At 63.4% G+C, this 19,156-nt stretch carries 15 protein-coding genes and 1 pseudogene; 7 read left to right on the top strand and 9 right to left on the bottom strand.

Features of this window, described 5'->3' with window-relative positions:
* Positions 1 to 10: 10 nt before the first annotated feature.
* The 3 genes from F3J19_RS09290 to F3J19_RS09280 form a co-directional block, all read right to left on the bottom strand.
* On the bottom strand, positions 11 to 889 hold the full coding sequence (locus F3J19_RS09290; RefSeq protein ID WP_167040013.1) for an amidohydrolase family protein: 879 nt from the start codon (positions 887 to 889) through the stop codon (positions 11 to 13).
* Between the two features lie 129 nt (positions 890 to 1,018).
* Entirely contained in the window at positions 1,019 to 2,311 is a 1,293-nt protein-coding gene (locus F3J19_RS09285; RefSeq protein ID WP_167040012.1) for an MFS transporter, read from the bottom strand.
* Positions 2,312 to 2,782: 471 nt separating this feature from the next.
* Positions 2,783 to 3,946 (bottom strand): mandelate racemase/muconate lactonizing enzyme family protein, encoded by a 1,164-nt coding sequence (locus F3J19_RS09280; RefSeq protein ID WP_167040010.1) that lies wholly within the window; start codon positions 3,944 to 3,946, stop codon positions 2,783 to 2,785.
* Between the two features lie 253 nt (positions 3,947 to 4,199).
* On the opposite strand from F3J19_RS09280, the gene F3J19_RS09275 reads away from it, so the two are divergent.
* From F3J19_RS09275 to F3J19_RS09265, 3 genes are all read left to right on the top strand, one after another.
* Complete coding sequence (locus F3J19_RS09275; protein WP_167040008.1) at positions 4,200 to 5,243, top strand: LacI family DNA-binding transcriptional regulator; 1,044 nt, start codon at positions 4,200 to 4,202, stop codon at positions 5,241 to 5,243.
* A gap of 268 nt (positions 5,244 to 5,511) precedes the next feature.
* A complete protein-coding gene (gene tcuC, locus F3J19_RS09270; RefSeq protein ID WP_240158854.1) occupies positions 5,512 to 6,843 on the top strand; it encodes a tricarballylate/proton symporter TcuC in 1,332 nt (443 codons plus the stop codon).
* Positions 6,844 to 7,195: 352 nt separating this feature from the next.
* The gene (locus F3J19_RS09265) at positions 7,196 to 8,524 is read left to right on the top strand and encodes an MFS transporter (protein ID WP_345891015.1); all 1,329 of its coding nucleotides are present in this window, start codon (positions 7,196 to 7,198) and stop codon (positions 8,522 to 8,524) included.
* Positions 8,525 to 8,702: 178 nt separating this feature from the next.
* On the opposite strand, the gene F3J19_RS09260 is transcribed toward F3J19_RS09265, so the two are convergent.
* Both F3J19_RS09260 and F3J19_RS09255 read right to left on the bottom strand, forming a co-directional pair.
* On the bottom strand, positions 8,703 to 9,341 hold the full coding sequence (locus F3J19_RS09260; protein WP_240158852.1) for a glutathione S-transferase family protein: 639 nt from the start codon (positions 9,339 to 9,341) through the stop codon (positions 8,703 to 8,705).
* 226 nt (positions 9,342 to 9,567) lie between these two features.
* Positions 9,568 to 10,539 (bottom strand): GntR family transcriptional regulator, encoded by a 972-nt coding sequence (locus F3J19_RS09255; RefSeq protein WP_167040006.1) that lies wholly within the window; start codon positions 10,537 to 10,539, stop codon positions 9,568 to 9,570.
* 243 nt (positions 10,540 to 10,782) lie between these two features.
* On the opposite strand from F3J19_RS09255, the pseudogene F3J19_RS09250 reads away from it, so the two are divergent.
* The 4 genes and pseudogenes from F3J19_RS09250 to F3J19_RS09235 form a co-directional block, all read left to right on the top strand.
* A pseudogene (locus F3J19_RS09250) lies at positions 10,783 to 11,551 on the top strand (fumarylacetoacetate hydrolase family protein); the annotation flags it as partial.
* Positions 11,552 to 11,633: 82 nt separating this feature from the next.
* Positions 11,634 to 12,851, top strand: coding sequence for an alpha-hydroxy acid oxidase (locus tag F3J19_RS09245; protein ID WP_240158850.1), 1,218 nt, complete (start codon positions 11,634 to 11,636; stop codon positions 12,849 to 12,851).
* 29 nt (positions 12,852 to 12,880) lie between these two features.
* Positions 12,881 to 13,648, top strand: a complete 768-nt coding sequence (locus tag F3J19_RS09240; RefSeq protein WP_240158848.1) for an acetoacetate decarboxylase family protein — start codon at positions 12,881 to 12,883, stop codon at positions 13,646 to 13,648.
* Between the two features lie 268 nt (positions 13,649 to 13,916).
* Positions 13,917 to 15,188 carry an MFS transporter gene (locus F3J19_RS09235; protein ID WP_167040004.1) on the top strand — a complete coding sequence of 424 codons (1,272 nt, stop codon included), beginning with the start codon at positions 13,917 to 13,919 and terminating at the stop codon, positions 15,186 to 15,188.
* Positions 15,189 to 15,359: 171 nt separating this feature from the next.
* Here F3J19_RS09235 and F3J19_RS09230 read toward each other — a convergent pair whose 3' ends face one another.
* The 4 genes from F3J19_RS09230 to F3J19_RS09215 are packed head-to-tail and all read right to left on the bottom strand — an operon-like array spanning position 15,360 to position 19,144.
* Positions 15,360 to 16,049 (bottom strand): GntR family transcriptional regulator, encoded by a 690-nt coding sequence (locus F3J19_RS09230; RefSeq protein WP_167040002.1) that lies wholly within the window; start codon positions 16,047 to 16,049, stop codon positions 15,360 to 15,362.
* Positions 16,050 to 16,104: 55 nt separating this feature from the next.
* Complete coding sequence (locus F3J19_RS09225; RefSeq protein ID WP_167040000.1) at positions 16,105 to 17,166, bottom strand: oligopeptide/dipeptide ABC transporter ATP-binding protein; 1,062 nt, start codon at positions 17,164 to 17,166, stop codon at positions 16,105 to 16,107.
* Positions 17,163 to 18,254, bottom strand: coding sequence for an ABC transporter ATP-binding protein (locus tag F3J19_RS09220; RefSeq protein WP_205192712.1), 1,092 nt, complete (start codon positions 18,252 to 18,254; stop codon positions 17,163 to 17,165). Before F3J19_RS09220 ends, F3J19_RS09225 begins: the two co-directional genes overlap by 4 nt.
* Positions 18,251 to 19,144, bottom strand: coding sequence for an ABC transporter permease (locus F3J19_RS09215; protein WP_167039998.1), 894 nt, complete (start codon positions 19,142 to 19,144; stop codon positions 18,251 to 18,253). Before F3J19_RS09215 ends, F3J19_RS09220 begins: the two co-directional genes overlap by 4 nt.
* Positions 19,145 to 19,156 lie beyond the last annotated feature (12 nt).

The following is a 19,156-nucleotide window of genomic DNA, read 5'->3' as shown; positions in this document are numbered from 1 at the left end:
GGGGCGCGCGTCAATCCGCGAAGCCGTAAAGCACGGCCGGGTTGTCCACCAGAATCCGATCGCGCACCGCGCGCGTCGGGGTCCACGTGTCGAGCAGATCGAGCAGCGCGGCGTCCTCGGGCATGCCGTCGACCAGGCCCGGATGCGGCCAGTCGGTTCCCCAGACGCAACGCTCGGGCGCGGCGGCCACGAGCGCGCGTGCCAGCGCAAGGACGTCGTCGTAGGGGTAGGTTGTCGTCGCGGCACGGTAGCCGCACAGCTTGACCCAAGTCTTGCCGTTCGACAGCAGGCGCAGCAATGCTTCGGTTTCCTGTCGATAGGTCGGCGAGCTGGCGCGAATCTGCCCCATGTGATCGATGACGGCCGGTGTCGGCAGCCCGGCGATCAGCGGCGCAAGCGCCGGGAGCTGAGGACCGTCGACGTAAAACTGCAGATGCCAGCCGAACGCGGCGACCCGGTGTGCGATTGTGTTTATCCGGTCGGGCGTCAAGCCGCCGGCATTGACCAGGTTGAAGCGAACCCCGCGCACGCCGGCCCGATGCAGGCGCTCGAGCGCCTCATCGGAAACATCGTCGCCTAATACGACAACCGCGCGGCCCCGTTCGACGCCCACTGCCTGCAAGGCATCCAGCGTGCAGCGGTTGTCCGTGCCATACACGCTGGGCTGCACGATGACCATGCGTTCCAGCCCGAGTACCGCGGCCATGTCTCGCCATGCGTGCAGGGAGGCCGCCGGAGGCGTGTAGTCGCGCGGCGTCGTGAACGGATACCTAAGCGGATACGCGAGCGGATCGCCGAACACGTGAAAATGGCAATCGCACGAAAAGCGGGGTGCCGGGTTCCGAGGTGGTCGAACAGAAGGCAACGCGGGCAAACAGGCGAGGGTCATGAGCGTCTCGTGAGTCTTGCCGCTGTTTTGCTGGCAGCGGCGGACCCGGATGGTGTGGCTGGTGTATCGATAGAGGGATGCGTCGGCTCGACGGTCATGCAGGTCATGTGCCGTCGGCAGAAGATCGTTTCAGGCACGCGGCGCTACATGCTTGCGCGACTCGGCGGAGAGATCGTGCTCGCCGGGCGGCACGCTGTCGCGCAGGCCGAGCCCCTTGGTCTCCGGCAGCACGCAAAGCGCGAGGAACATGCAGCCGTAGGCGATGAATCCGAAGAGGGCAATCGATTTTCCGAGCGGCATCTGCGATGCCAGCATGCCGATCAGCAACGGAAACAGCGCACCGATGCCGCGTCCCACGTTATAGCAGAAGCCCTGGCCGGACCCGCGCATGGCGGTCGGATAGATTTCGCTGAGATAGGGGCCGAGCGGCGCGAACACCATGTACGTGAACATGCCGAGGAAGAAGCCGCTCGGCAGCATGACAGCGTTGCTGATGGGCAGCACGAGATAGACGACCAGCGTCACGGCCGCGCCGATCGTGCTGATAAAAAACGTCTTGCGCCGGCCGATGGCATCGCCGAGGTGAGCGCCGATCATGAAACCCGCAAACGCGCCGGCGATGAGGGCGACGGTAAAGCCCCCCGTCCCGATGACCGAAAGGCCTCGTTCAGTGCGCAGATAGGTCGGCAGCCACACCTGATAGATGTAGGTGGCACCCTGGCAGCCCGTCGTAAAGATCGACAGCTTGATCGTGGTCCAGAAGAACTCCGGTCGAAATACCGCCAGCAGCGATTCGTTTCGCTGTCCTTCGAGTGCTTTATTGCGTGCGTAGACTTCCGGTTCGTCGACATGGCGGCGCAGGAAGAACACCAGCGCGGCGGGCGCGATACCGATCCAGAACAGCCAGTGCCACGCCTGACCTTCCGGCACCAGCGAAAACAGGGCGGTGTAAATGATGGCGGCGATACCCCAGCCGACTGCCCAGCCGCTTTGCACGAATCCGCCTGCGCGGCCGCGATATTTATCGCGAATCACCTCGGCGATCAGCACGGAACCGGCGGCCCATTCGCCGCCGAAGCCGATGCCCTGAAGCGCGCGGAAGATGAAGAACTGCTCGAAGTTCTGGGCGAAGCCGCATAGGAACGTGAAAACGGCGTACCAGCCTATTGTGATCTGCAGCACCCGCACGCGGCCGAAGCGATCGGCCATGACGCCCGCGAGCCAGCCGCCGATCGCCGACGTCACCAGCGCGACGGTGCCGAGAAAGCCTACCTGCTGTTTGCTGATCCCCCACACGGCAATCAGTGTCGGCACGACGAAGCTGAAAATCTGCACGTCGAGCGCATCGAGGGTCCAACCTGCAAAGCAGGCACGAAGAGCGCTGCTCTCCCGCGGCGTCAAGTCCCGCATCCATCTGAACATCCCTGTCTCCTTTACCGGCTCGCGCCGGACTCTTCTGATTGCTGGTCAACACCGCGCACGCTGATTGATCGAGACTCCGGCAAGGCGTTCGCGACGTTCGATTCGAGAGCACTGTGCGCTCAATCGGACATCTTAAAAAGCGGGTTTCAGCATTTTCAGAGCACGCAAAAGGCGCGTTTAGCCGGCGAGAGGGATGGACGAGATCGAGCGATGTCGATGCCGGCTGTCAACGGAAAATGGAAGAGAGAGACGCGTTGAGCGATGGGGATTGGCGTGTCGCTTTCGCGAGCGTCTCTGCATTGGGTGAGCGTCGTTCTGATTCAACTTCAGAGACTGGTCGTGGCGCTCGTGATGCTCGTCGCAGGCTGTTTTCCGGTGAATGCCTCGGCGACGCAGAGGCTCTGACAGGACGTTGGCCGGTCGGCCGCAGGGCGGCGTCCGGATTTCGCGGACACCGCCCTGCGGCACACCTCAGGCGCGCTGGCCGAATTCCACTTCCTGGGCCGTCCAGCCGGCGACGCGGTCGCTGAGTGTCAGGCCGAGCCCGGGCCGCGTCGGCACGATCATCCGGCCGGCGCGCGTTTCGAGCTTTTCGTTGAACAGGGGTTCGAGCCATTCGAAATGCTCGACCCAGGGCTCGGTCGGATAGCAGGCCGCGAGATGCACGTGCAACTCCATCGCGAAGTGCGGCCCCAGCATCAAGCCCGCGTGCTCGGCCAGCCCGGCAATCTTGAGGAACGGCGTGATGCCGCCGACACGCGGTGCGTCGGGCATCAGATAGTCGGCCCCGCGCAGTTTGATGAACTCCCAGTGCTCGGCCACGCTCGTGAGCATCTCGCCCGTGGCGATCGGCGTATCGAACTGCGCGGCCAGTGCGGCATGGCCTTCCGCGTCGTAGCAGTCGAGCGGCTCTTCGATCCAGACCAGATTGAATGGCTCGAACGTACGGCACATGCGCTGCGCGGTGGGGCGGTCCCATTGCTGGTTCGCGTCGACCATCAGCGGGAACGTGTCGCCCAGATGCTTGCGCACCGTTTCGACGCGGTGAATGTCGAGCGCGCAATCGGGTTGCCCGACCTTCAGCTTGATGCCGCCGATGCCCTTTTCGCGTGATGCGTCGGTATTGGCCAGCAACTGGTCGAGCGGCGTGTGCAGGAAGCCGCCCGAGGTGTTGTAGCAGCGCACGGAGTCCCGCTGCGAGCCGAGCAGCTTCGCGAGCGACAGGTTGGCGCGTTTGGCCTTCAGGTCCCACAGTGCGACGTCGAATGCGCCGATCGCCTGCACCGCCATGCCGCTTCTGCCGACCGAGGCCCCGGCCCAGGCGAGCTTGTTCCATAGCTTGGCAATGTCGCTCGGGTCCTCGCCGATCAGCGTCGGCGCGATTTCCTTCGCGTGCGCGAACTGGCCCGGGCCCCCGGCACGCTTCGAATAGCTGAAGCCCAGACCGCGATGACCGTCAGTCGTTTCGATTTCGACAAAGAGGATGGCGATTTCAGTCATCGGCTTCTGACGGCCGGTGAGCACCTTGGCATCGCTGATCGGGGTGGCGAGCGGCAGAAAGGTGGACGCAATACGAACCCAGGCAATGCGGTCGCCTGTCGCCGTGCCGGATGTCAGATTGTCGTTGATGTTCATGAGCGAGATTCCTGTGCGATTGAAAAGGCGAGCCGCGAATGTATGGCTCAAGCGCATGCCTCGATCATACAATGATTGCGCAATCATTCAAGTATGGCGGGTGGCGAAATCGTCGTGGTTTACACTGAGCGAGCCGATTCAACGGAGGAGGGGGGCCTGAAATGGGGGGAAGCCCGAGGTGTCGAAGCCGGATTGGGATTCGGGATTCCGGCAGATCATCGCTAGAATTGCGGGCATGACAACAGGAGCCTGAATGGCAAAGAAATCCGCGCGCAGCCAACCCGCCGCCGTCGCCGAGCAGGCGGGGAGCGTGACGTTAATCGATGTCGCCCGCGTGGCAGGGGTCGCGCCCATGACCGTGTCGCGGGCGCTGCATCGTCCCGAGCTCGTGCGCAGCGATACGGCGAGAAAAGTGCTCGAGGCCGTGAGAGCGACGGGCTACGTGCCGAACATGCTGGCGGGCGGCCTGGCGAGCAGCCGGAGTCGTCTGGTTGCGATTCTGCTGCCGACGATCGCCAACTCGATTTTTGCCGACACCGTACAGGCGTTGATGGACGGCCTGACAGCCTCGGGTTATCAGTCGCTGATCGGGCTGACCGGGTACTCCAGCGCCCAGGAAGAGGCGCTTGTCGAAGCGATTCTCGGACGCCGGCCCGACGGGATCGTGCTGGCCGGCACGAGTCACACCGACGCGACCGTCGAGCGGCTCAAGAATGCGCGGATACCGGTGGTCGAGATATGGGATCTGACCGACAAGCCGATCGATATCGTGATCGGCTTTTCACACGAAAAAGTGGGCATCAAGGTGGCGCGGCATCTTCTCGACAAGGGATACAAGCGGTTTGGGGTCCTCTCGGTCAACGATCCGCGTGGCCTGCGCCGTTGCCAAAGCCTTATCCGGGAACTCGGCCGCCATGGCCTGACCGACGTGCCGTTCGAGGTGCTGCAGGCACCGGCAACATTGCAGGCAGGCAGGGAGGGCGTGGGCCGGATGATGGTTACCGGGTTTCCCGAGATCGTGGTCTGCAGTTCCGACACGCTCGCGCAAGGCGTACTGGCGGAAGCCGCGAGCCGCGGCCTGCGCGTACCCAAGGATCTCGCGGTGATGGGGTTCGGCGATCTGAGCACCGCCGCGCACGTTTTTCCGGCCTTGTCGACGGTCCGGGTCGACGGGGCGACGATCGGCAGGAATGCCGCGACGGCGCTCCTCACGCGCTTCGCCGGCAAGTCGCAGGCGGGCCTCGATACCGTGAAGATCGATACTGGCTTTTCAATCGTCGACCGGGACAGCGCTTGACGGCGGAGACGGGCAGGGGGCTGACAGGCTGACAGATGGCTCCTCCGGGCGGGACGTTTGCACGTTAACCCGAGTTGCACCGGATGAAAGATTGCGCAACCATTGACTGAAATGATTGCGCAATCTTTTTTGCCTTCTGGTGCCGGGCGGTAACTGGCGACCCTGTGCAAGACAGCGAGATTCAGGCGAAAGGGCGTGACTCTCGCGCCTTGCCGGAGACAGGTGCGGCGCAATCGACGGATACATCTCACTTTCACAGGAGCGGGAGATGAAGGACGTGACGGTTGCATCCCATGGGCTTACGGCCGCCGCCGACGCGACCGGGAAGCCGGGCGCGGCCATGAGGCCGATCATCCAGGTGGTGGCCGGCAATGCGCTCGAAATCTACGATTTCATGATCTATGGCTACTACGCCAGGTACATCGCCCAAACGTATTTTCCGAGCGACAGCGAGTACGTTTCCCTGATGATGTCGCTGATGACCTTCGCGTTCGGGTTTCTCGCGCGGCCGATCGGGGCCATCGTGCTCGGCGCCTACACCGATCGTCATGGGCGGCGCAACGGCCTGATCCTCGCCCTGTCGCTGATGTCGCTCGGCATCATTTCCGTCGCGTGCACGCCTTCATACCGGAGCATCGGGCTGGCCGCGCCGGTTATCGTGCTGCTTGGGCGTTTGCTGCAGGGCTTTTCCGCGGGAGCCGAACTCGGCGGCGTCGTGGTCTATCTGGCGGAAATCGCTCCGCCGAAGCGGCGCGCGTTCTTCACCTGCTGGCAGGCGGGCAGCCAGCAACTCTCCGTGATGGCGGCTTCGCTCGTCGGCCTCGTCCTGCTTTATCTGCTCGCGCCGCACGAGTTGCACGCATGGGGATGGCGGATTCCGCTTCTGCTGGGCTGCGCGGTCATTCCCGTAATGTTCTGGTTGCGCTCCAGTCTTGCCGAAACATCGGTGTTCGCCGCGAAAAAGAAGACGCCGACAGTAGGGGAGATCTGCACGAGCCTCGTTTCGGGTTGGCGAACCATTGCCCTGTGCATGGGCATGGTGGCGCTCGCCACCGTCACTTCACAGACCATTACCACGTATGCGCCGACGTTCATCAAGAGTCTGAACCTCGGAGAATCCGCGGGATTCATCATTCTCTTTTTCGGCGGACTGTCGGTGCTGATCTGTCTGCCCATCATGGCCGTGGTGGCGGATCGTTTCAATCGCCGCACGGTCCTGATCGTCGTGACCCTTCTGGCAGGGCTGAGCGCCTATCCGATGATGTCGTGGCTCGCTGCGCAACCCACCGTGTTCAAGTTCGCGGTCGTCGAGCTGTGGTTCTCGTTCATCTACGCGGCGTACAGCTCCGTGCAGGTGGCCGCGATGGTCGAACTGGTGCCGCCGAGCGCGCGCACGTCCGGCTATGCATTCGCACAGGCGGTGGCGGCCGCGGTTCTGGGCGGCTTCACGCCCGCCATTCTCACGTGGTTGACGCATACCTTCCACAGCAATGCCATGGTCGGTGTCTGGCTGGCGGTCAATGCCGCGATTAGCCTCATTGCCGCGCTTGCATTGGGACAGAAAGAGACGGCAACGCGGCAAAGCGCCCAATTGCAATAGGGATCGGCAACGCCTGGCGTTGATCGGCGCGCCCGGCAATCTTGCCGGTGTGTTTTCGTCGTCGCTGCCAGGCTATCCGGCGGCTCCCATACCTGGCTGCAACGCTGCGGGATGATCTGCCGCCGCTGCAAATTGAATCCCCCGGTTGACGACCATCAAGGCAGATCGGTGCAAACCATGGCGATCGCGTAATCAGTTTCGTTTGAATGATTGCGCAATCATTGTATGATCGAGTCCGCATGGATACGTGGACGCGGCGTGCCGTCCGGCACGAGCCGCCGGCAATCGAACAGGATCAGCAAGGAATCGAGGAGACAGGGCAGTGGTAGCGAATACAACCAGACGGACAAACGTGCGATGGTTCATCCTGGCGATGATCTTTATCGTCACCGTGTTCAATTACGTGGACCGGGCGACGTTGTCGATCGCGGCGCCGAGCATGCGGCATGAACTCGGCTTCGACGCGCTCACCATGGGCATTGCGTTTTCGGCATTCGGCTGGACCTACACCGGCATGCAGATTCCCGGCGGGCTGATTCTGGACCGGTTCGGCGCGCGGATCGTGCTGGGCCTGAGCCTCATTGCGTGGTCGGTGCTCACGTTTCTGCAGGGATACGTGCACCTGTTCGCGTCGGCGTTCGCCGCGCTCTTCGCGTTGCGCTTCCTGATGGGCGCTGCCGAATCGCCGGCGTTCCCGTGCAACAGTCGTCTGACGGTCATGTGGTTTCCGAGTACCGAACGCGGCCTCGCGACGTCGATCTTCCAGTTGGCGCAATATTTCGCGCTGGCCGTTTTCACTCCGGTCATGACCTATACGGTCAGCCGCTGGGGCTGGCACTACGTGTTCTTCACGACAGGCGCGATCGGTGTGCTGATCGGGCTCTGGTGGCTGAAATCGGTGCGCGAGCCGCAGTCCGATCACCGCGTGAATGCGGCCGAACTCGACTACATCGCCGCCGGCGGCGGACTCCCGACGATGGGCGACAGCCCGCGGCCGTTCCGCTGGCGCGAGGTCCGCGCAATTGCCGCCAACCGCATGATGATCGGCATCTATATCGGACAGTTCTGCCTGACGTCGATTACGTGGTTCTTCCTCACGTGGTTCCCGACCTACCTCGTCGAGGCCAAGGGCATGTCGATACTGAAGGTGGGCATTGCGGCGGCGATACCCGCCGTGGCCGGATGCGTCGGTGGACTCGTCGGCGGCCTGTGGTCCGACTGGATGCTCAAGCGCGGCTTCAGTCTTACGGCGGCCCGCAAGACGCCGATCATCGGCGGCCTCGTGCTGTCGAGTACGATCGTCGCGGCGAATTACGTGCATTCTTCCGTGATCGTGATTCTCGTGATGTCGCTCGCTTTCTTCGCAAAGGGTGTCGGCAACCTGGGGTGGTGTATCGTCGGCGACGTCTCGCCGAAACACGCGATGGGTATCAGCGGCGGCATCTTCAATCTGTGCGGCAATCTCGCGAGCATCGTCACGCCGCTGGCCATCGGCTGGATGATCAAGCGCACCGGCTCGTTCGAGGTCGCGCTGACCTATGTCGCGGCACTTTCGCTGCTCGGTGCTTTTTCGTATCTGTTTGTTGTCGGCAGGCTCGAGCGCATCGAAGGGGGCGAGTCGGATGAGACTGCGTTGGGCGATGTTCCGGCTGCGGCTCTGAAGCCGCGCCACGGCAGTTGAAGCCGCGCAGCAACACTTTTCGACGGGTTACCGTTGATGAACGCAATGGGTTTTACCGCTTCTGTTGCCGCGCGGCGAGTGTCGACAATTTCATTGCCGCGCTTGCGTACGGCCGCTGTCCGAAGGACGCGCTAAACCCGGATACGTGGGTGGGTTTAGCGATCTGGTTGATCGATTGTCAGTTCTGGTCCGGAAACGCCGGACGCGCGCGCTGCGCGTCGAGCCAGCGCGCCACCGACGGCATCTCCGGCTGCGCATCGAGCGTGGAGGCGAAGCGCTCGGCCAGCGAGTACCAACGATGCGCGGCGAGCGCGACGCCGATGTCGGCGAGCGTGAAGCGATCGAGCGCGAGATGCGAATGCGTGTCGAGCCGCGCGTCGACAATCCGGAGCAGCCGCGCGGACTCGGCGAATGCGTTGCGTATCGCGGCGTAATCGCGCTTTTCCTCGGGCACGCGAGTCAAGCCGAGAAACGTAATGCGCAACGTCGCCCATAACGCACCGAGCTGCCAGTCCATCCAGCGCTCGACTTCCGAGCGCTCGCCGGCGTCTTGCGGCAACAGGTCGCCATTGCCATAGGCCGTCGCGAGATAGCGCACGATCGTGTTCGATTCCCAGATCGACCGTCCATTGTCGACCAGCGCCGGCACGAGGCCGTTCGGATTGAGCTCGCGATAGGCCGCCGTATCGTTGACGCCGAATTCGAGCCCGGCGTCGATCCGCTCGTAATCGCGGCCTTCGATTCGCCCGAGTTCGCCGAGGCACCACAATACCTTCTGCACATTGATCGAATTTCGTCTTCCGTAAACCTGCATCATCTCTCCTCGAACAAATATCGTGTGCCGTGAGGCTGGCAGTCGTGCGTCACTGCCGCCTGCCTGGCGACGCCGGCAAGTATGCGCTGCCTACCGTCAATCGACAACAGGCGCAGGGAACGAGGACGTTGCTCACGAGGCAATGCGGGCGCATCGGGATGCGCGTGATAAGTCAACGTTCTTGAGGCACTTGCAGCACCGGAGCCCCAACCGGATTACGCTGCATAAATCACAAACGCGTCAAATACGGCGGTAATTCTTCGAGCGTCGCGTTCGCGGCGCCTTCGAAGCGTTGCAGCCAGCGTGCGTCCGCCTGCTTCAGATGCTCGTGCAGGGCGGCGGCCGCCTTCGCCGGTTTCTTCGCGAGCAGCAGGTCGTAGATAGTCCGGTGTTCCTTCAACGCATCTTCGATCGACGTAAGCGGAATGCGCAGCACAGGATCGAACAGATAGCGGGTCGGCGCGAACAGCATGCGCGTACGCGCGAGCACCTGCAGGATCTCGCTATTGGGACAATGCGACAGCAACCGGATATGCAGATCATGCTCGACGACGTCGGTATCGAATCCTTCACGCGGGAAGCCGTCCAGCGCTTCGACCACCGTTTCGCGCAATTGCCCGACGTAGTCGCGGCTCACATGTGCTGCTGCCTGTTGCAGTGCCTCCGGCTCGAGCCGCCAGCGCAGTTCATACAAATGATGGGTCTTGTCAGGTGTGACGCGCGTCGCAATCCAGCGGCCCATCGAATCCTTCGTCACGAGCCCGACGCTGTGCATGCGCGCAAGCACATCGCGCACGACCGTGCGGCTCACGCCAAAGTGTTCGGCCAGTCTTTCCTCGATGATCCGTACCGAGACGAACATTACCCGGGCGCATAGCTCGCGCTCGAGTTCGATATAGACGCGCTCCCACTGCTGCACGGAGGTGATCTTGACTTCGTCGAGTACCGCTCGCTCGCGCGGGACGCCGGGCTTTACCTTGCCTGCCACCTCATAGCCGCGCCCACTTGCTTCCTTCACGAGCCGTTCATTGCATAGCGCCTGCAATGCGTAGCGCGCCGGCGACCGGCTGATGCCAAACGATTTCGAGACCTGCGCTTCCAGCAGCTTTTGCCCGGGCGCAAGGCGACCGTCCTCGATCATGGCCTTGAGCAGTGCATACGCGCGCTCCTGGACGGAATGCTTTTCGATGATTTCTGACATGGTCCTCAATGAGCGGCGCCTCTCCACAGGGCGAACGCCGCGGTTCTCGCAACGCTTCGATTCCGCCGCCCGCGCTTCGGGTGGCCAGTTGCGAAATGTTAGCCGATCTGATGCCACATTTCCGCTGCCCCGGGAACTACGGCTGAAAACACGACTTGACATCGCAGTTTTGGATCGATAATCTTAAAAATGTACATTGCACACTATGTACATTATAGGTGAAAACCGGAGGCAGGGATTCTTATGAAGCTGGTACGGTGGGGACAGCCGGGTGATGAAAAACCGGGCGTGCTGGATAGCGAAGGGCAGGTACGCAGCCTCGTCGGCGTCGTCGACGACTGGCACGGCGAGGCGTTGACGGAGGGTTCGCTCGCTCGCTCGCGTCGCGGCGGCCGATTTGCGTGCGCTGCCGCTCGTCGCGCGAGGCGAGCGGCTTGGGCCATGCGTCGGCGCGGTAGGGAAGCTGGTCTGCGTGGGCCTGAATTACACGGACCATGCAGCGGAAGCCGGGATGGCACTGCCGAAAGAGCCGATTCTGTTTCTGAAGGCCACGAGCTCGATCAATGGTCCTTTCGATTCTGTCGAGATCCCACGCGACGCACAGAAAGTGGACTGGGAGGTCGAACTCGGCATCGTGATCGGCAAGACCGCGCGCTATGTGGCGAAGGAAAACGCGATGTCGTACGTTGCCGGCTACTGCGTCGTGAACGACGTCTCGGAGCGCGCGTATCAACTGGAGCGCGGCGGACAGTGGGACAAGGGCAAGGCGGCGGATACGTTCGGTCCGCTGGGGCCGTGGCTTGTCACGGCGGACGAGGTGCCGGATCCGCAGGCGTTGCCGCTGTGGCTCGACGTCGACGGTGTGCGGCGTCAGGACGGCAATACGCGTGACATGATTTTCGGCGTCGCGGAGCTGGTCTCCTACATCAGCGGCTTCATGAGCCTGCAGCCCGGCGACGTGATCGCAACGGGCACGCCGGCCGGTGTTGGCATGGGCCTGAAACCGCCTGTTTAAACGGTATGCGCCGGTATCGCCGGCCTCGGCGAGCAGCGCTCGTCCGTCGTTGCGTTCGATGCGTCATTGCAGGCGTGACATGGCCGATACCGTGACATGTGTCGGCGATCTGCAGCGGCTCGCGCGCCGGCGCGTGCCGAAGATTTTCTACGATTACGTGGACAGCGGCTCGTGGACGGAATCCACCTATCGCGCTAACGAGGTCGATCTCGGCCAACTGAAGTTCCGTCAACGTGTCGGTTGCGACGTCGACATGATCCGCACCGCTGTCACGCTGCTCGGCCGTCCGTGCAGCCTGCCCGTGGCGCTCGCGCCGACCGGCCTCGCCGGCATGATCCATGCCGACGGCGAGATTCTTGCCGCTCGCGCGGCGGCCAGATTCGGCGTGCCTTTCACGCTATCGACGGTCAGCATCTGCTCGATCGAGGACGTCGCCGAGCATGTCGAAGAGCCGTTCTGGTTCCAGCTCTACATGATGAAGGACCGCGATTTCATCGTCCGGCTGATCGAACGAGCGCGCAACGCGGGCTGCTCCGCGCTCGTGCTGACGCTCGATCTGCCGCTCCAGGGGCAGCGTCACAAGGACGTGCGCAACGGCCTCTCGGTGCCGCCGAAGCTGAATCTGCGTACCCTGTCGATGATGATGGCGCATCCCGCGTGGTGTGTGCGGATGCTCGGCACGCGGCGGCGCACCTTCGGCAACATCGTTGGGCATGCCAAGGGTGTGACGGACACGTTCGCGTTCGCCGAGTGGGTGAGCCGTCAGTTCGATCGCACGGTGACGTGGGACGACATCGGCTGGATCAAGCGGCACTGGGGCGGGCGGCTGATCGTCAAGGGCATACTCGACGCGGACGACGCGCGCCGCGCGGTTGCGGCAGGCGCCGACGCGATCATCGTGTCGAATCATGGCGGACGGCAACTGGACGGCGCGCCGTCGTCGATCAGCGCGTTGCCCGCCATTGCCGCAGCCGTCGGTCAGCAGACGGAGGTACTGATGGATGGCGGTATCCGCAGCGGCCAGGACGTGCTGCGTGCGATCGCGCGGGGTGCACACGGCGTGATGATCGGCCGTGCGTTCCTGTACGGCCTTGGCGCGCTCGGCGAAGCGGGCGTTACCCGCACGCTCGAACTCATTCATAAGGAACTCGAATCAACGATGGCGTTGTGCGGCATCACCGACGTCGCCGACGTCAGCCGTGACGCCATTGTGACACCCACACCTGTCGCCGTATCCGCGCGGCCGGAGAACGCATGCCGCCGCGCTGGAGAAGGTGGTCTATCTGCTATTGCCTAGTTTGAATCAGCTATTTGTCAAGGAGACGTATGATGTTTGGTCACTATAAAATGCACGAAAACAGCGGCGTCAATCCGCCTTATTCGTCCGCGTATCCGGTCGAGTGGGAGTGTCCGCTGCGCACGCTCGAAGTCGTCACCCGCGTAGATCAGGCGAAGGTTCGCGAGTTGCTGAAGGACACGCCTTTCGAACTGGTTAACGACCGCGTCGCGTTCCGTTTCATGCTGTCGCCGGGGCATACGCTCGCGGTGCATGCGGGGGCGATGTTCGACCTGATGGTGACGGTGCCCGTGCGTTACGACGACCTGTTCACCCAGACACACATCTTCATGTATTGCAGCGACCCGATGGGGATTGCGGCGGGCCGCGAGTTGTTCGGCTACACGAAGAAGGACACCGACTACGCGTTTGACGAAACCGCGGACGGCAAGGTGAGCGGCTGGGTCCGCCGCCGCAAGGTGCCGCTCGCCGACTTTAGCTTCACGCCCGATCCGGACGCGCCGCTAGTCCTGCTCACGGACGAAGCCGAGCAGCCGGCAGGCGAGATTCACGTACGCCGTCTGCCCGACCCGTCGAAGCTGGGCATTGCCTATGCCGACGTCGTCTATCGACGCACGCCACTGCGCTACACCGAGCCGGTGCGTGGCCGGATCGACTGGACGCTGCATCAGAGCGCGTTCGATCCGATCGCGGACCTGGAGCCTGAAGTGCTGAGTGCGCACTTCATGACGTCGGACGTGTACGGCGGCGGTTTTGCCGTCGAGGATCGTCGGTTGTTGAAGCGGCTTTATCCCTGAACAGGACGAGGCAGCGACAAGCACGGCCGCCGTCTAAGTTGCGGCCCGCAGCGTGGGCGGTTAGGCGGTCGTGCTCGCGCGCGGCACGACGGACGACAACTTCATACACAAACGCGTTGCATTCTCAAGAAAGCATCATGTCTTGATTGAGAAGTTTTCCTAATTAAAAAATAACCGCAATCCATAGTCTGAAGAACGAAAGTTAGCCGGTGGCGACAATCCACGGCGATACGCTGAGACACCCGATTTTCAAAACGGAGGAAGACAAATGAGCACGACACGTTCGCGCTGGATGCTGATTAGCCTGCTATTTCTAGGAGGGGTTATCAGCTACCTGGACCGGGCCGCACTTTCAATCACTGCACCGCTCATCGCGAAGGAGCTACACCTTGATCCTGCCCAGCTTGGGATTGTGTTCAGCAGCTTCTTCGTTGGCTATGCGTTGTTCTGTTTCGTGGGCGGCTACTATTCCGATCGCTTCGGACCCAAACGGGTTCTCGCCGTCTCCATGCTGGTGTGGTCACTGTTCTGCGGAATGACTGCATTGACCGTTGGCATGGTGAGCCTTCTTGTCGTGCGTATCATCTTTGGCATGGGGGAGGGGCCGCTTTGTTCAAACATCAACAAGATGGTGTCCAACTGGTTTCCGCGTGAGGAGCAGGCCAGTGCCATAGGCATCGCGAACTCGGGTACTTCGCTGGGTGCCGCCCTTGCCGGACCCGCCGTCGGCTTCGCGGCCGTGAGCATAGGGTGGCGATTGTCCTTTGTCGCTATTGCCGTAGTCGGCGTTCTGTGGGTTGTCATGTGGGTTGCGCTTGCCAAAGACAGGCCTGCGGTGCCTCCGGATGTGGCGACAGGCGTCATCGATAATGACGCATCGACGGCTGTTTCGATCAGCCCCCCGGTATCTCCACTGCACACACTCCTACTTCGTCCCGCCATTCTCGCGACGGCTTTCGCATTCTTCGGCTACTCGTACATCCTGTACTTTTTCCTGTCCTGGTTTCCGAGCTATCTGACGATGGCGCATCACCTCAGCATTCAAAAAATGGCGGTGGTCAGCGTGATTCCCTGGGCTGTTGGCGCCACCGGTCTGATTGCGGGTGGGCTCCTGTCGGACTTTATCTTCCGCAAGACAGGTCGGGCCGTCTTTTCGCGCAAGGTGGTGCTGATTACCTGCCTGAGCGCAGGTGCAATCTGTGTCGGCATTACCGGGACCGTGAAGGACATGACGAGCGCGGTTTCGCTGATGGCTATCGGCGTATTCTTCATGTACGCCTCGTACAACACTTACTTTGCTCTGGTGCTGGACACGGTTGAGAAAAATCGCGTTGGAGCGGTTGGCGGATTCGTCCACCTGGTCGCGAACCTGGCCGGCATTGTTGCCCCCACGGTGACGGGCTTCCTCGTACAGTGGTCCGGCAACTTCGAGAGTGCCTTTCTGGTGACTGGAGCAATCGCCGTGTCAGGAGCAATGCTCGTCACGATTTTCGTGCGTTCTCCGGGACGTCGGGCGCTGAACCAACCGACAATTGCATAAAAGTCTCAACGCCCAGATGCTCACTCGGCCAACAGCAAGCGACTATGGCAATGGCGTCTGCGGTTTCCGGAACGGCGCATAAGCGGGCGCCATGACGAACGGGACCATCGCTCCATCCCGTCCATCCTTATCGCAACGGAGCCCTGCGTTTGCATGCGTCTGATCGTGCCATCAATGATGGTGTTCGATCTTCAACCGCTGGTCGATCTCGAAGCACCCGCGCAAAATGTGCTCGCGCATCAGATGCTCCGCGCGGCTGCTGTCGCGCGAGGCCACCGCTTCGAAGATGCGCACGTGCTCCTCGTGATACCTGCGCATCGAGGCGGTGTCCATCAGCGGTTCCGTGAAAGGCTTGTGCGGCGTGCGATGCACCATCTCGTGACTGCGCCTGAAGAGCCTGTTGGTCCACGCATCGTTAATCTGCGCGTGGAACCAGTCGCTGCGCTCGCGCATCGCTTGCACTTCTTCCTTGTCGAGCGTGCGTTCGCCGACGAGCATCCGGCCCGTCTCTGCGAGATAGGCGCGCATCGCTTCGACGTGTTCGTCGCTGAAGCCGCGCTGCGCCGCAAGCGCGCTCGCATAGCCTTCGAGCACCGCGCGCAGTTCGTATGAATCGCGCAGGTCGCGCAGGCTGAACGAACGTACGCTGAAGCCGCGATTGCGCTCATAGACGACCATGCCGCGCGTCTCCAGCGCGACCAGCGCCTCGCGAACCGGCGTGCGCGACACGTTGAACAACTCGCCGAGTTCGGCTTCCCGCAGCTTCGCGCCGGGCCTGAGCGTGCCGCTCAGAATCATCGCCTGCAAGCCGGTGACGACGGTTTCGTCTTGTGAGTTTTCGCTGCTGTCCGCAGTTTCCATGGGCGTGACGTACCGATAGTGCATCGAACGGACGAAGTATATCGAATGAGCGTTTTCAGGCCGCCGCGGCGGCGTTGGGATAGTGACACGCGACGAACGTGCCGTCACCGCGATCGGCGAGCGCCGGATCGACGTGCACGCAGGCATGGGGCAGTGGGCCGTAGCGCGTGTCGACCGGGCGGATCGGAATCGTCGCCCGATTCGCGCTGCCGGGCCGTGCGACGAGCTCGCGCGCTCGCACGCAGCGCGGATGAAAGCGGCATCCGCCCGGAAGATTGGCGGCCGAGCCGATCTCGCCCAGCACGCGCGCACGCGGTTTCGCGCGTGCCGCGGCCGGGTCGGCGACCGGCACTGCCGCCAGCAGCGATTCGGTGTACGGATGCGCCGGCGACGCATAGAGCGAGTTGCGCGCAGCGAGTTCGACGATGCGTCCGAGATACATCACCGCGACGCGATGGCTCACATGGCGCACGACCGCCAGATCATGCGCGATGAACAGATACGCGAGTTGCCGCTCGCGCTGCAGCTTGCCGAGCAGATTGATGATCTGCGCCTGAATGGAGACATCGAGCGCGGATACGGGCTCGTCGAGCACGAGTACCTTCGGATTGAGCGCGAGCGCCCGCGCGATGCCGATGCGCTGCCGTTGCCCGCCCGAAAACTCATGCGGATAGCGCGTCGCGTGCTCGGGATTGAGGCCCACGGTGCACATCAGCTCGCGTACTTTTGCGGGACCGTCGGCACGCCACGCGCCGTGCTCCTTCATCGGCTCGGCGATGGCTGCGCCCACCGTACGCCGCGGATCGAGCGAGCCGTACGGGTCCTGAAACACCATCTGCACCTGCGCGCGCATCGCGCGGAGTTGGCGTCCGCCGAGCGTGCCGATATCGATGCCGTCGAGAAAAATGCGTCCCGCACTCGGTTCGAGCAGACGCACGGCGAGCCGCCCGAGCGTGCTCTTGCCACTGCCGCTTTCGCCGACGAGACCGAGCGTTTCGCCGGCATCGAGATGCAGCGACACGCCGTCGACCGCCTGCACCACCGGTGTCCTGCGTTGCAAAAGCGAATGCTTGGCACCGAAGCTGCGGCTCACGGCATCGATCTGGAACAGCATCATGCGCTCCCCGTCGTGGCAAGCGAGTGCCAGAAAAAGCACGCGCTGACATGCGCGGCGGCGTCCGTTTCGACGAGCGGCGGCCGCATCGAGCCGCAGTTCGCGCGGCCGCGTCCCATCGCGCAGCGCGGCTCGAACGCACAGCCGGCGGGCAGGGCGGCGACATCGGGCGGATTGCCTTCGATCGCACGCAGCGCGCAACCCGGCTCGCCTTCGAGATCGGGAATGCTGCGAAACAGCGCCTGCGTATAAGGGTGCCGCGTCGCGCCGAACACGCGCTCCAGCGAACCGCGCTCGACGACGCGTCCCGCGTACATCACCGCGACATCCTGCGCGTAGCGCGCCACCAGCCCGAGATCGTGCGTGATGAGCACCATCGCCATGTTCGTTTCCTGCTGCAGGTCCGCGAGCAGGTCGAGGATCTGCGCCTGCACGGTGACGTCGAGCGCGGTAGTGGGTTCATCGGCGATCACGACTTTGGGGCGCAGCGCCACGGCCATCGCGATCAGCACGCGCTGGCGCATGCCGCCCGACAACTCGTGCGGATAGGCGTCGAGCCGGGCGCGCGCCTCGGGTATGCGCACGCGTTCCAGCAGCCCCGCCGCCCGCGCCCGCGCCGCCGATCGGCTCACGCGCTCGTGCGCGCGCAGGAGCGTCGTCATCTGCTCGCCGATGGTGAAGACCGGATTGAGCGCGGTCATCGGATCCTGAAAGATCATCGAGATCGATGCGCCGCGCACGCGCCGCAACGCCTCGCCGGAGAGCCGGGCGATATCGACGCCATCGAGCAGCACGCGTCCGTGCGTCACGCGCCCCGGCGGCGCGACGAGCCCGAGTGCCGAAAGAAACGTCATCGACTTGCCCGAGCCGGACTCGCCGACCACGGCGAGCGTGCGCCCCGGCCGCACGCTCAGCGACACATCGTCCACCACGACTGCGCCCGGAAATACGGTGCGTATTCCGTCGATTTCTAAAACGGCTTCCGGATCGATGCGCGTCTCGCCTGTCCGGATGCTGCCCGATGTATCGGCGGCGTCGGCAGGCGCGTGGCGTCGCGGGATCCGGAAGACGGCCGGCAGGCTGCTGTTCATAACGTCCTCGCGTCGGCGCGGCGGCGCATCTGCGGATCGAGCGTGTCGCGCAGTCCGTCGCCGAGCAGGTTGAAGGCGATGACGAGCAGCGCGATGCACGCGCCCGCCGAGAGCGAGATCATCGGATGCGAGGCGAGAAAGCCCTGACCGTCGGCGATCACGTTGCCCCACGTCGGCGCGGGCGGCTGAACGCCAAGACCGAGATAGCTCAAACCGGCCTCGCCGAGCACCGCGTTCGCGGCACCGACCGTCGCGACCACGATCACGGGCGGCAGGCTGTTCGGAACCACGTGCACAAGCAGGATCTTCCAGCGCGCCATGCCGATCGACGTCGACGCCTCGATAAACATGCGCGGCCTGATCGTCAGCACGACCGCGCGCATGACGGCGGCGACGCGCGGTGCGAACGCGATAGCGATCGCCCAGATCACCGAACTCAGCGACGAGCCGCGCGCGGCCACCAGTGCGAGCGCCAGCAGAAAGCCCGGAAACGCGAGCAGGATATCGATGATCGCGACCAGCACGCGCGCCAGCCAGCCGTCGAAGAACGCGGCCGCCGAGCCGAGCGCGACGCCCAGCACGATGGAAATGACCATGACCGAGAACGCGACTTGCAGCGAAATGCCCGTGCCCCAGACGAGGCGCGAGAGCACGTCGCGGCCATATTGGTCCGTGCCGAACCAGTGCGCGGCGGAAGGCGTCGCGAGCGTGTTGGTCATGTCGGCGGCGACGGGCGAGTAGGGCGCGATCCACCGCGCGCCGAGCGCGATGATGACCATCGCGGCGAGAATCACGAGCCCCGTCATGAAGCCCGGATGACGCGCATAGCGGCGCCACGAAGCGTTGCCGTTACGGTGCGCGGGGTTGAGGGAAGCGGCGGGCGAGCTCATTGGCGGGTCCTC

The sequence above is a fragment of the Burkholderia sp. Ax-1724 genome, assembly GCF_011752995.1.
GTDB lineage: Bacteria > Pseudomonadota > Gammaproteobacteria > Burkholderiales > Burkholderiaceae > Paraburkholderia.
Note: the sequence above shows the minus strand (reverse complement) of the source record. Positions and strands in the feature narration are given on the sequence as shown.